This window comes from Cupriavidus sp. 291-E7, assembly GCF_057798835.1.
In genome coordinates this window covers 33,349-46,473 of record NZ_JBYOJV010000027.1, presented here as the reverse complement: position 1 = coordinate 46,473, position 13,125 = coordinate 33,349, and the positions used below count along the sequence as shown (strand labels likewise).

Here is a 13,125-nt window from a genome sequence, read left to right as displayed (position 1 = left end):
ATCGTGTTCATGTTCATGGTTGGTCCGGTGGTTTGGCTCATGCGTACAGACGCGATGGATTGACGCGCAACACGGCATCGGCGCCGTCCTCGTTGCCGAACACATCGCGGCACACGCGGCGAATCCATCCAAGCAACTGGCCTTCGTCGGGTACGGGATAGGCGATATTGGGGTGCGGCCAGTCCGTGCCCCAGATGGCACGCTCGGGTGCGATGGCCAGTTGCCGGCATGCGATGGCGTGCGCGGCGTCGTACGGCGCCACGCCTGCCGTGATGCGATCCGCGCCGGACAGCTTGATCCAGACATTGGGCAGCGCGAGGCACCATTCCAGCGCGGCGAACGCCGGATAGTCGATACCCTTGGCCGCATCGACGCGGGCCATGTGGTCGATCACCAGCGGGACACCGTGCGGCGCCAGCACATCAAGCGCATCGACGACGTCGCCGACCTCGCCATGCACGAGCGCATGCCATCCGTATGAGCGGATGCGTTCGAGCTGGGCCACCATGCGGCCCGCATCGGGCTTGCCGCCGAGGTGCGACATCAAGCCGAGGCGGATGCCGCGAATGCCGCGCGCATGCATCTGCTGCAGGGTGCCCTCGTCGACGTCGGGCGAGATCAGCGCCACGCCACGGTACATGCCGTCAGCGCCATCGAGCGCGGTCAGCACCGCATCGTGATCGTCGCCATAGCACGCGCCCTGCACAAGTACGCCGTTCGTGATGCCGAGCGAACGGTGCAAGGCGCGCAGTGCGGAGAACGGTGCCGCAGGCGGGCGGTATACGGCATTCGGCGGCAGGGGGTGTTCGGCATACGGGCCGAAGATATGCGTGTGGCAATCCCAGATACCGGCGTCGGCCGGTATCTCGTTATGGTTCCGTGTGTTCATCCCGGTTCTCGAAGAAGGAAGGGGCGATGCATCGTCGGTGGAGTTCGGCCCGGCGTCGTTGACAGCGTTGCAGCCGCTTTAGTCCGAGCGCGCGCCGGTTTCCTTGACCACCTGCGTCCAGCGTGCGTACTCGGTCTTGATGAGCTGTCCGTAGGCGGCGGGCGTGCCGCCCGTGGGTTCGGCGCCCTGCGCACGGAGCGCGGCCAGCGCGTCCGGATCTTTGAGCACGGCGGCGATCTCGCGGTTAAGCCGGTTGACGATATCGGCAGGTGTGCGGGCCGGTGCGACGATGCCTTGCCAGGTGCCGGAGTCGAATCCCGGCACGATGGTTTCGGCGAGCGTTGGCGTGTCGGGCAGTACTGAGACGCGCTGGCGCGTGGTGGCCGCGATGGCGCGCAGCTTTCCGTCCTTGATAAACGGCAGTGCCGCGTTCAGGCTGCCGGACATCATGAAATCCAGCCGGCCAGACAGCAGGTCGGGGAGCGCCGCGGCGTTGCCTTTATAGGGGATATGGTTGAACGTCGTCTGCGTCTTCGCGGCGAACAGCACGCCGGTCAGGTGGTCAATGGTGCCGTTGCCCGACGAACCGAAGTTGAGCTTGCCCGGATTGGCCTTCAACTGCCGGAGAAAGTCCTCCGGCGTCTTGATTGGACTGGCCGCATTCACGATCACCACCAGCGGCACCGTTGCCACGTAGGCCACGGGCGTGAAGATTTCGGTCGGGTTAAGGCCGGGCTTGCGGAACAGGGCCGGCGAGATCGCGATCGACGAGCTGTTGTAGAGCAGCGTGTAACCGTCGGCCGGTGACTTGGCAACCTGCTCCGATGCGATGTTGCCGCCCGCGCCGGGGCGGTTTTCCACCACTACCTGCTGGCCCAGGCGTTCGCCGAGCTTGCGGGCAATCACGCGCGCGATGATGTCCGTCGGGCCGCCGGGCGAGAAGGCCACTACCATTCGCACTGGTTTGTCAGGATAGGCCGCCGCTTGCGCCGGTGTCGTCAGCCATATCGGGGCTGCAAGCACGGCCGAGGTGGCAAGCGCATGGATCAGCGCGCGCCGGCGCGATACATGTGTGCGTTGGTTGGATGGCATGCTGGCGTTGTCTCCGTTATCTGTCTTGATGGCGTATTCGCTTCAGGGCGAGCGTCGACCTGTGTGTCGCGCTCAGTCGCAGCGCACGCTCATGCCGCCGTCGACGATCAACTCCGCACCGGTGATGAACCGCGCCTCGTCCGATGCGAGGAACAGTGCGGCGTTGGCGGTATCCCGGCCGTCGCCCATGAAGCCCAGCGGGATGCGAGCCTGGCGCTGCGCCAGCAGTGCATCGACGTTGCCGCCCGCGCGCTGTCCGGCGAGGCGTGCCTCCACCATCGGCGTGTGCATCTGACCGGGGATGACCGTGTTCACGCGAATATTCTTCTTGGCGTATTCCACCGCGACCACGCGAGAAAACTGGATCACCGCGGCTTTGGCCGAGGCGTAACCGACCTGCGCGGCGCCCGTCCATCGAATGCCCGAGGTGGACGCCGTGTTGACGATCGCGCCGCCGCCCTGTGCTTCCATCAGTGGCAGCACGTACTTGCAGGCCAGAAACACGCTCTTCAGGTTGAAGTCGATCTGCTTGTCCCACGCTTCTTCTGTGAGATCCACCGGACCGCCGCGCGCCGATCCGCCGACGTTGTTCACGAGGATATCGACGCGGCCAAAGCGTGCCACGCAGGCGTCGATCATGCCTTTGACTTCGGATGCCTGGGTCACGTCGCATGTGTGCGACTCGATCTGCGCACCGGGGATGGCGCGTACGCGGGCTAGCGTCTCTTCCATTGCCTCCGCGCTTTTATCGACAGCAAAGACCTTGGCGCCTTCCTCGGCAAAGCGCACGGCGACCGCGCGTCCGTTGCCCCAGCCGGGGCCGACGCACCCCGCACCGGTCACGACTAAGACCTTTCCTGCGAGCCTGCCTTGGGTGTGTTGCGACATATTGATGCTTCCTGATGGGGATGATGGGGTCATGAAGGGCGATGTGCTGGCTCAGCGCGCGGCGGACTGGTCGAGTTCCAGGGGCGTGCCATCGGGCGGCATGACCTCGAACGCGTTGATCGTCATGGAAATCAGCGTGTAGTACCCCGCAAGCCCAACCAGGTCGATCACGGCGTCCTGGCCGAGCACGGCCAGCGCGCGCTCATAGAGAGGGGCGGGAATCCTGTGTGCCTCGTTCAGGCTGCGCATGACCGCATAGACCGTCGCTTCGTCATCGTGAGTGAAGGCGGGCTCGGCACCAGTGCGAATGGCTTCGATCACAGCTTCGTCGACGCCGGCTTTCAGTGCGATTGGCTTGTGCGCCCACCATTCGAACTCGGCACGCCAGAATTGGCCCATCACGAGGATGGCCAGTTCGGACAGTCGCTGTGGAAGCGAGGAGTCATAGCGACAGTACTGGCCCAGCGCCTGCGCTTTGGCGGCCAGGCCGGGCCGATGGAGCCAGACGGCCAGCGGGCCGCGTACCTGTCCGCGCGGGCCTGCCACGATGGTGGCATGCACTGCGCGCTGGTCTTCGGTCATGTCTTCGGGGCGGAGGGGCTGAATGCGGGTCATGCACAGGTCTCGTCGAATGGGCTGCGAGGGCTACGGTACGCAAGGAGATTGGCATGCGGACGGGCGCTCACCACTGGTTCCAGTGGCGGTGAGATGGCGCCCCGCAAGGTTGTCTCCATGTCGTTGTAGGTTTGGTGGATGCATTCTGCTGAGTGCCGATGGCATCGTCCAATATATTTTTGGGAGCACAGTAATTCCGAATTAGAATGAATCCCCGCCATCCCTCGGCGTCCTCAACCCTCACTCGCCATCATGGAAATCCGCGACCTTCGGATGTTTCTCGCTCTTGCGGAGGAATTGCACTTCGGCCGCGCTGCTGAGCGGCTGCGGATCTCGCAACCGCCGCTGACCAAACACATTCAGCAATTGGAGGGCGAACTGGGCGTCATGCTTTTCGACCGCAACAAGCGCAGCGTGAGGTTGACGGCATCGGGCAGCGCGCTCGTGCAGGAGGCGCGACGAATCATCGGTCAGGCCGATATGGCGCGCGAGGTGGTGCGACGCGCCGAGCAAGGAGAAACCGGCACGCTTCGAATCGGCTTTGTGGCGGCGCTGCTGTACATCGGCATGGAGAAGCTGATCGCACGGCTGGAGCGGAATCTGGCAGGGGTCGAGACGATATGGGAAGAGATGGGTTCTTCGGAGCAGATCGAGGCGCTGCGGCATGACAGGATCGACCTCGGATTGGCGCAGGTGTCGCCAGGGGCGAGCGGCGCTGGAGAGATGAGTATTCATCCGATTGCGCGCACGCCTCTGATGGCTGCGCTACCGGACACGCATCCGCTTGCGCAGCGCAAGAAGATCGATCCGGCGGATCTGGCCGGCGAGCCGTTTATCGTGATTCCGCGCGAGAGTGCGCCGGCCTATTTCGATTTGATCGTAGCGACGTGCCTGCGATCGGGATTCAGCCCGAATGTGCGGCACTACGCCCGACATCTGCTGTCCGTAGCCAGCCTGGTCGCGCTTGGCCGAGGCGTGTCGCTGGTGCCACGTACGCCAGACCGCGCGCAGTTGCCCGGTGTCGTGCTCAAGCCGCTGGCAGGGGAGCCTGCGCATGCCGAGTACTCGGTGGTGTGGCAACCGGGCAATCGTTCGCCGGTGGTGGGGCGGGCGTTGGCGGTGCTGGGGGCGGGGTGACGGTGGCCGGTTTGCGCCGGTATGCCATGCGCGCCCGCAAGCCGTCACTCAGAACTTATGGCGCAGTCCCACGGCGACACCCAGCATCGAGTTCTGCCCGTTGGGCAGCGCATAGCTGTTGCCGAGCGAGAGACTGTTGGCATAGAAGATTGCCGCCGATTCCAGGCCGAGGCCCGCATACTTCGCATAGGCGGCACTGATATAGACATCGGTACGCTTGGAGAACGCGTAGTTTGAAATAACGGCAATCTGCCAGGGATTGGGCTGGTTCGCATTGCCGAACTGGTTCTTGACGTCGTCGTAGTTGTATTCGAGCGTCAGGCCGATTGCGGGCGTAAGTTGATAAGTCCCGCCGATCCAGTAAAAGTTGTCACGCAGGAACTCGCCGCCATTCTGGTTTTTGTTCTGGCCCCAGCGGTAGCCGCCCATGATCTTGGCGGCGCCGAACAGGTAGCTGGCCCCCACGGCGGCCTTCTTGAACGTGCCAGTGCCCGCGTTGGCCGGTGCCGACGCGGGCGCGATGGTCGGATTCAACTGGTCATAGCTGACGACCAGTCCCAGCAGTCCGGCCGCATAGATCACTGCCGCGCCATAGGCGGTGTCGCGGCGAAACTGGCCCGGTACTTCGCCATTTCCGCCGAGGATGAACGGCGCGCCAACCGTCGGTGGCAAGGCCACGCCGGTACCAAACGACCAATGCGCCAGTGCCGTTACCGGACCGAACGTGCCGGTGTACTTGACGGTGTTGTCCTCCCGGAAGTTGGCTCCGGCCAGAACGACGGCAGGCTCGTATTGCGTGGCATAGGCGGCCGGCGCAAAGTTCGCCAGCGACTCGAACATCGAGGTGTACTGGCGGCCGAGCGACAACTGGCCGTACTGGCTTTGCAGACCGACGAAGGCTTGACGGCCAAACAGTCGGCCGCCTTGCTGCGAGGTTCCACTTTCCACATTGAAACCGCTCTCCAGCACGAATACTGCCTTGAGTCCCGCGCCCAGGGCCTCCGTGCCGCGCAACCCCCAACGCGATCCCGATACACCGCCCGAATCCATCCGCACGACACTGTGCGACGGGCCGGAGTTGAAACCGTTTGCGGCCACCGGTACTGCGCCAAGGTGATTGATGTACTCGACGTTGGCGTCGATTACGCCATATAGCGTCACGCTCGATTGCGCGTGCGCCTGGCTCACAAACGCCTGTAACGCCACAAGAGCAAGTAATCTCAGCCTCATGTCGCCGCTCCTCGATGTGTTGTGATCGGGATGTCATGGCGTGCTGGCGCGTGGTCAAACGCGCAACGCCACATGCAGCGGCCACGGCTTGGGACGATGCACCCGACACCTGGATCGCGCGTGTCGTTTGCATGGAATTCCACCCTGAGACTTCGATCTGTCTGTTGGCGTACGTTGGGATTGCACTATGGCGAATAAGGCAGCACCGTCGTCACCGCGCTCACCATCCTCCAATGCGAGTCCAACGCGCTTCCAATTCAGTGCCGCCCGCGATGACCGCGTAGCTGTCGTGCTGTGCCGCCGTCGCACATGCGTGGTTGGGGAGTACACGCAACAATGTGCCAACCGGGAGCATTGGCGTGGCCGACGGGTCCGTGCGGTGGCGCACGATACCGTGCTCTTGATTGGCGTCGATCAATACGAGGTCCGATAGCGGCTTGCCGTCGACATCGCACACCAGTCCATAGCCCTGGTCGACCGGCTGCTTTGCGGTTCCGCGGTCGCGCGACATGGCCATCCAGCCCGCATCCGTGATCAGCCAGCCTTTCTCGCGCTGATGACCGATGACCGTGCACACCACAGACAGCGCGATGTCGTCGACGGCGCAGACCCCAATGCCGTGCATCACCAGATCAAAGAACACGAATACGCCGGCGCGCACTTCTGTCACGCCTTCAAGCGAGCGGGCGAAGTGTGCGGTTGGCGTGCTGCCGACGCTCACCACTGGCGCGCGATAGCCTGCCGCGCGCAAGCGCTCCGCAGCCCGTACGGCGCCGGCGCGCTCCTGTTCGGCCAGCGCTTCGATGGCCTCGGCCGAGCGGCAGTTGTACGAGTCGCCCGCATGGGTGAGCACTCCCGCGAGCCAGGCGCCGGTCCCTTCCTCGGCGCTGAGCGCCGCGGCGATATCGAGCAGCAGCCCATCTTCCGGTTTGACGCCGGACCGATGGCCATCGGTATCGATTTCGATCAGCACGGGCAGGTCGAGTGCGCGCTCGCGGCACCACGCGGCGAGCGCCTGGGCGGCCTCCACGTTATCGAGCAGCAGGGTCAGCTTGGCGCCGCGTTGCACGAGCTTTTCGACATGCGGCAGCTTCGACGGCACGATACCCACCGCGTACAGGATGTCGGACCAGCCATGCTCAAGGAAGTAGTCCGCTTCCTTCAACGTGGACACGGTGATTGGCGTACCGGGCGCGCCGATACGCGCGGTGACGTCGGCCGACTTGTTGGTTTTGACGTGGGGGCGCAATGTCACGCCAGAGGGCGCCAGGCGGTCTTTCAGCCGCGCGATATTGCGCTCCATCTTGATTCGGTCCAGCAGAAGCGCCGGCGTTTCGAGTTCTTGCAAGTTCATGGGATTCCTTTGGGAAGGGTGCGCCGTGTGGCTACCCTTGGTATAGCGAGCCGCGCAGCGGAGTTGTGGCGATGGCGCTCCGAATCAACCGTGTGAGCTGGTCGTGCGGCGAGGCATCGAAGCGAGTTCCAGCACGGGCAAGATGCTCGGGCTTTCCTGTAACGGGGCCGGTGCGCCGTCGGGCAACGACAACCCCACGCGGTTGTGCCAGTAGGTATCGATGCCGACGGCCGATGTGCCAAACAGATCGAAACCGGACCCCGCGACGAAGAGCGTCTTCGCAGGGTCCGCGCCCATTTCCTGAAGCGCCTGGCGGTAAGGGCGCGGATCTGGTTTATAGAAGCCGGCGCGTTCGGATGCCACGATGACGTCCATCGACACATTGAGCCGCTCGACGGCCAGTCGCCCCAGCCGTTCCGAGCAGTTGGTCACCACGCCCAGCGAATGCGACGCACGCAGCGATTCCAGGACGGTGGCCGCACCGTCCCAGAGTGCGAGTTCCGTCCATCGATCTTCGAGCGCATCCGCCATCGACGCGGGCAAGCCAGTCTCGATCGCGGCCTCGCGCACTAGTGCCTCGTAGGGGCGGTACGCGCCGCATGCATAGGTGCGCTTGAGATACGCGGCACGCCACGCCCGACCCGGTGCCTCGCCGCCCGCGACGCTGTTCCATAGCGACCAGGAATCGAGCAGGGCGGTCAGCAGATCGAAAAGGACGAAGTCGTATTGACGTGCTGGCGGCGTGGTCTGCACGGTTTGGCCTGTTGGCTCGGTCATGGCGGCGCTCTCCTGTTTGCGAGCTGCCAGTGTAGGTGCGCGATGTCCGCATGTGGTTAATGGCTTAGAATTTCTTAATTCACCTAAAGGTTAAGAATGAAGCTGGATATCGAGGACCTTCGGTTCGTCCTGGCACTGGATCGCCTGGGTAGCCTGGCCGCCCTGGCGCGGGAGGAAAATGTCACACCGCCTGCCGTGACCAAGCGTCTGAATCTGCTTGAGGCGCGCCTGGGCGTGCGGTTGGCCCAGCGGACCACACGGCGGCTGCAACTGACGCACGAGGGGTTACTACTGGCCCAGCAGGCGACCGGAATCCTCGAACAGATGCAGGCAATCCAGGAGGCCTTGCAGCAGCGCAGCCACTCCGTCGCGGGCAAACTCAAGATACATGGGCCGTTTGGCTTCGGGCGTCGCTACCTTGGTCCGCTATTGGCCCAGTTTCAGACCACGCATCCCAATCTTGAGGTGCAGTTGTATCTGTCGGATAACCTCATGCTGCCGCGCCAGCCGGTGCACGGTCGTGATGCCTTCGATGTGCTGGTCAGCATCGGCACGATTCCGGATTCGCGCTGGATCGCCCATCGCATTGCACCGAACCGGCGCATTCTGTGCGCGGCGCCGGAATATCTGGCCAAGGCGCCCCCGCTGGAGACACCCGCTGACCTTGAGCGGCACGCCTGCCTGGTTCTCAGGGAGAACGAAGAGGACGTCACGCTATGGCGCTTTACTGGCGGCGAAGGAAGCCCGGGCGAGGACGGCGCATCGGATGGAGACAGTCGAAGCATCGGCAAGAACACGCGGCCCGTTCGTTCACGGGAGCAGACAGTACGCGTGCGCCCGACGATGGAGAGCAATGACGGCGATGTCGTCCATCAATGGTGCCTGGCAGGCAAGGGCATCATGACCCGGTCGGAATGGGATGTGGCCGATGACCTGGTCGCCGGACGTCTTGTCGCGCTGCTGCCCGCATATCGATTGCCCGACGCCGACGTGACGGCGCTGGTGCCGCAGTCACGCCAGTCGTCGATGCGCGCGAGGCTTTTTGTTGAGATGTTGCGCAAAGCGCTGGGGCCGACGCCGCCGTGGCGCATGTCGCGCCGCCAGTAGTGTTCGAAGGCGCGACGGGTACGCGCCGGTCGGCGCATCGCAACCCTCGCGCACCGGGCGGCTGATGCAAGTGCCTTATGAGGCTCATGCGCCGCTAACGTAGCGACAGTTCCCGCGGAGTGTTCGGTAGCCCCCGGAAGCAGCCCTTGGAATCATTGACAGGGGCCAAGCGGCAGGCACATTATTCGTTCGGAATAGATGCGCCTCTGGAGCAACACGCGTCCCCCGACTCGTCAGCCAGTTTGCTCCCGGAAGGTCGCCACCATACTGGGAAACGGGGTCATGAACCGATCGATACGCCAACTGGCGAGCGTCCTCGCGCTTGCCGTCTTCCTTTCCGCTTGCGCGACCACGCCCGAACCCGTGACTGCCCCTGCCGTGGAGCAGCCGCCGTCGGACCAGGCGATGAAAAAGCTTTCGGCCGAGGTGTTTACCTACGGCTATCCGCTCGTGCTGATGGATGTCACGCGCGAAGTGATGACGGCCCGGACGCCGGTCAACACGTTCAACCATCTTCGCGCGTTCCCCGATGCCACGTTTACCAAAGTGGTCAGCCCCAATGCCGATACGCTGTATTCGTCGGCCTGGGTCGACGTCGGCAGTGAACCGGTCGTGCTGTCCGTGCCCGATACGGCCGGACGCTATTACGTGATGCAGATGCTGGATGCGTGGACCAATGTGTTCGCGTCGCCGGGCAAACGTACCACCGGCACCCGTCGCGGCGCGTTCGCGATCGTCGGGCCGGACTGGCAAGGAACCTTGCCCAAGGGGATCACCGAGGTTCGCGCGCCCACCAACATGGTTTGGCTGATCGGACGAATCCAGACCAACGGCAAGGCGGACTACCCCAACGTGCACCGCTTGCAGGACCAGTTCCGCCTGGTGCCACTGTCCGCCTGGCGCAAGGGCTCCCGCGTGGCGGCGCCGGTGACGCCGCGCGTCGGCCTGGTTGATACCGAGACGCCGCCGTCCGAGCAGGTGGCTGCAATGGATGCGCAGGCGTTCTTCAGCCGCATGGCGGCGCTGCTGCAGGCGAATCCGCCCGGCCCGGACGATGTGTCGATGCTTGAGAAGATGCAGCGCATGGGTATCAAGGCCGGGGAACCGTTCAAGACCACGGTGCTTGAGCCGTCCACGGCTCGCGCAGTCCAGGAAGGCGCGACGGCGGCGCTGGCGGCAATCGGCGCCAATGCCCGCAAGAGCGCGGCGGGCAGCACCGGCTGGCGCGTGCAGCACGACACCGGCACCTATGGTGCCGACTACGAGCGCCGCGCCGCGGTTGCGTTGTCGGGTCTTGGCGCGAACCTGCCCGAGGACGCGGTCTACCCGATTGCACGCGCGGATGCCACGGGGCGTCCGTTCGACGGCGGCAGCCGCTATGTGCTGCATTTCGAAAAGGGCCAGTTGCCGCCCGCCAAGGCGTTCTGGTCGCTGAGCGCCTACAACGACAAGCAGGCATTCGCCAGCAATCCGCTGCAGCGCTACACGATTGGCAGCCGCGACCGCCTGCGGTACAACCGCGATGGCTCGCTGGATATCTACATCCAGTACGAGCGTCCGGCGCCGGACCAGGTGGCCAACTGGCTGCCGGCACCGCCTGATGCGTTCAACCTGATGATGCGTGCCTATTGGCCGGACCAGGTAGTGCTCGATGGCAAGTGGATGCCTCCGGCGGTGCAGCGCGTGAACTGACAAGGTATCGTCGGGCTTCCAACAAAAAACCCTTCCATTGCGGAAGGGTTTTTTATTGGCGGGGATGTACGGGATGTGCGCGTATCCGGGCGCATGCCCCGGCCTGGCAACCGCTAGAAGCGATACTTCACGCCGGCATAGAACGCGCGGCCGACCCCTGGATAGAACACCGAGGTGTTGGCCGTGCGTGCATCGGTGACGGTGCTGAAGTCGCTGACATAGCGCTTGTCGCCCAGGTTGCGGGCGTCCAGGAACACGGTCACGCCGCGCTCGAACTCGTAGCTGGCCTCGATGCCGAACAGCACGTACGACGGCACCTTGAGCGTGTTGGCGTAATCGACATAGGCGCCGGTCGGTACCCAGTCGATCGTGCCGGCCACCCGCAGCCGGCTGTTGCGGCTATAGGCGAGCGTGGTGCGCAGTACGTGCTTCGGCACGCCCGCAATGCGGTTGTTGCCGTAGACCGGATCGTTATCGAAGCGGAAATCGCTGTAGTTCCAGATCTGCGACACGGTCACCTTGTCGCCCTTGGACGCCAAGTCGCGCAGCACGTCGGCGCTGGCGCCCAGCTCCAGGCCCTGGAGCACCGTCTTGTTGGCGTTGAAGGTCGACGCCGGAATATCGGGGCTCACCGTGTACTGCAGCAACTGGTCGCGCAGCAGCGACCGGTATGCGGTGATGTCCCAGGCAAAGCGGTCCGTCCGTCCGCGCGTCCCCAGCTCAAGCGTCCAGCCATGCTGCGCGGCGAGCGGCACGAACTGCTGCGTGGTGCCGATCGTCTGGTTCAGGTCCGAGAAGTCGGGCACATCGGCGCTGCGCGTAATGTCGATGAACGCCTGGATGTCCGGCTTGGGTTCCCACAGCACGCCGAATTTCGGGTTGACGCCGCTATAGGTGGTGGCGTCCGCCTTGGCGGTCGGGTTGGCGGGCAGGCCGCCAAAGTCGGTGTATTCGCGGCGGTTGCGGTAGGCCTTGGCCCCGGCCATCAGCGCCACCGTGGGCAGCACGTACAGGCGGTCTTCGAGATAGGCCTCGTAGTTGTAGGCGTCCTGCCTTGCGTTCAGCGTCTGCGCGCCACGATTGCCATTGACGTTGACGTACTGGCGCGCGTCGTTGTTGCCGCCGAAGAAGCGCGCGCCGGCGATCAACTGGTTGCGCATGCCGCCCAGCGTGAAATTGCCGGTGTAGCGCGGCGCAATGCCGTAGGTCCAGCTGTCCTGATCCACCACCTGGAAGATCGGGTGATACAGGCTCTTGTGGATGCCCCACGTCGTGAAGTCGATCTGGCCGTTGTCGAGCTTGACGCTGGTGACATTGGCCAGCCGCTCGGTACGTGTGTTTCGCGCCTGGTCTCCAGCCAGCGCGCTGGCGGATGCCATGCGCGGTGTGGTCAGTGCCTGGTTCAGCGTCAGGGCGCCGGGCAGCAACTGATCGACGATATATGCGCCGAAGTAGAAGCGCGTTTCCACGGCCGGGCTGAAGCGGTAGCCGACGTTCGCGTTGATCTGCTCGTATTGGCCCCGCTCGTGATTGCGCCAGCCTTCCGAGTGGCTGACCGTCGCATTGACCAGGAAGTCCCACTGGCCAAGCTGCCGCGACACCTGTCCGCTGCCGCGCACGGTGCCGAAACTGCCGCCATCCAGCCGCACGAGGTTCTGGGCATCGGCGGTCAGCGCGGTGGGCGTGGTGAAGTTGATCGCGCCGCCCAGCGTGGTGCTGCCATAGGCCAGGCCGTTGCCGCCCTTGTAGACCTCGGCGGCCGACAGCGACAACGGATCGATCTGGTAGAAGTCACCACTGCCGTCGGCAAAATTCGTCGGCACGCCGTCCTGGAGTATTTCGATGCCCCGCGTGTGGAAGCCACGTGCCACGCCCGAGCCGCGCACCGAAAGGCGCAGTTCCTGGCCGTAACGCTCCTGCACGTAGACGCCGGGCGAATCCTTCAGCACATCGCGCAGGTCGTAGGCATAGGTGTTCGTGTATGACTGGGCATCGACAAAGCCGACGGACCCGGCCGACTGGAACAGCGATTGGCGCTGCCGGGCCACGCTGGGCACGGTCAGCGAACCGATGGCATTTGCCGTGGCGGTAACGGTTGGCAGGGTGTGGACGGTGGATGCATCCGGCGCGGTGACCGTCGCGGATTGCGCAAAGGCTGCGCCGGTGAGTGCGGCGGCAGGAAGCACCGCAGCGCGGCGCCAGGGTGTGGCTCGTTTCATTCCGATGGTCGAGGACCGCCCCGGAGGTCGGTACAGCTCGTAATTTTCTTGTTTGGCTCGACCGGAAGGATACGTACGCGCACGTCGCGCCGCCATGCGACACAGCGACGCAACGTGCGCTTTAG

The 13,125-nt window shown here is 64.3% G+C and carries 11 protein-coding genes; 3 read left to right on the top strand and 8 right to left on the bottom strand.

Annotation, left to right across the window (positions count from 1 at the left end; genetic code table 11):
* Window positions 1–37 precede the first annotated feature (37 nt).
* From AC3FLX_RS30150 to AC3FLX_RS30135, 4 genes are all read right to left on the bottom strand, one after another.
* Window positions 38–889: an amidohydrolase family protein gene (locus AC3FLX_RS30150; protein WP_488701007.1), complete on the bottom strand. Its 852-nt coding sequence runs from the start codon at window positions 887–889 to the stop codon at window positions 38–40.
* A 78-nt stretch (window positions 890–967) separates the two neighbouring features.
* Entirely contained in the window at window positions 968–1,981 is a 1,014-nt protein-coding gene (locus tag AC3FLX_RS30145) for a Bug family tripartite tricarboxylate transporter substrate binding protein (RefSeq protein ID WP_488701006.1), read from the bottom strand.
* Window positions 1,982–2,053: 72 nt separating this feature from the next.
* The gene (locus tag AC3FLX_RS30140) at window positions 2,054–2,869 is read right to left on the bottom strand and encodes an SDR family NAD(P)-dependent oxidoreductase (protein ID WP_488701005.1); all 816 of its coding nucleotides are present in this window, start codon (window positions 2,867–2,869) and stop codon (window positions 2,054–2,056) included.
* Between the two features lie 51 nt (window positions 2,870–2,920).
* The gene (locus AC3FLX_RS30135) at window positions 2,921–3,484 is read right to left on the bottom strand and encodes a carboxymuconolactone decarboxylase family protein (protein ID WP_488701004.1); all 564 of its coding nucleotides are present in this window, start codon (window positions 3,482–3,484) and stop codon (window positions 2,921–2,923) included.
* A 252-nt stretch (window positions 3,485–3,736) separates the two neighbouring features.
* Here AC3FLX_RS30135 and AC3FLX_RS30130 point away from each other — a divergent pair, with 252 nt between their 5' ends.
* On the top strand, window positions 3,737–4,621 hold the full coding sequence (locus tag AC3FLX_RS30130) for a LysR family transcriptional regulator (protein ID WP_488701003.1): 885 nt from the start codon (window positions 3,737–3,739) through the stop codon (window positions 4,619–4,621).
* A 48-nt stretch (window positions 4,622–4,669) separates the two neighbouring features.
* Here AC3FLX_RS30130 and AC3FLX_RS30125 read toward each other — a convergent pair whose 3' ends face one another.
* From AC3FLX_RS30125 to AC3FLX_RS30115, 3 genes are all read right to left on the bottom strand, one after another.
* The gene (locus AC3FLX_RS30125; RefSeq protein WP_488701002.1) at window positions 4,670–5,851 is read right to left on the bottom strand and encodes a porin; all 1,182 of its coding nucleotides are present in this window, start codon (window positions 5,849–5,851) and stop codon (window positions 4,670–4,672) included.
* Between the two features lie 220 nt (window positions 5,852–6,071).
* Complete coding sequence (locus tag AC3FLX_RS30120; protein WP_488701001.1) at window positions 6,072–7,205, bottom strand: DSD1 family PLP-dependent enzyme; 1,134 nt, start codon at window positions 7,203–7,205, stop codon at window positions 6,072–6,074.
* Between the two features lie 84 nt (window positions 7,206–7,289).
* Window positions 7,290–7,982, bottom strand: coding sequence for an HAD family hydrolase (locus tag AC3FLX_RS30115; protein ID WP_488701000.1), 693 nt, complete (start codon window positions 7,980–7,982; stop codon window positions 7,290–7,292).
* A gap of 96 nt (window positions 7,983–8,078) precedes the next feature.
* On the opposite strand from AC3FLX_RS30115, the gene AC3FLX_RS30110 reads away from it, so the two are divergent.
* Both AC3FLX_RS30110 and AC3FLX_RS30105 read left to right on the top strand, forming a co-directional pair.
* Complete coding sequence (locus tag AC3FLX_RS30110) at window positions 8,079–9,089, top strand: LysR family transcriptional regulator (RefSeq protein WP_488700999.1); 1,011 nt, start codon at window positions 8,079–8,081, stop codon at window positions 9,087–9,089.
* 282 nt (window positions 9,090–9,371) lie between these two features.
* The gene (locus tag AC3FLX_RS30105; RefSeq protein ID WP_488700998.1) at window positions 9,372–10,781 is read left to right on the top strand and encodes a DUF1254 domain-containing protein; all 1,410 of its coding nucleotides are present in this window, start codon (window positions 9,372–9,374) and stop codon (window positions 10,779–10,781) included.
* Window positions 10,782–10,894: 113 nt separating this feature from the next.
* Here the strand turns inward: AC3FLX_RS30105 and AC3FLX_RS30100 are convergent, their stop codons facing one another.
* Window positions 10,895–13,000, bottom strand: coding sequence for a TonB-dependent receptor family protein (locus AC3FLX_RS30100; protein WP_488700997.1), 2,106 nt, complete (start codon window positions 12,998–13,000; stop codon window positions 10,895–10,897).
* Window positions 13,001–13,125: the final 125 nt, after the last annotated feature.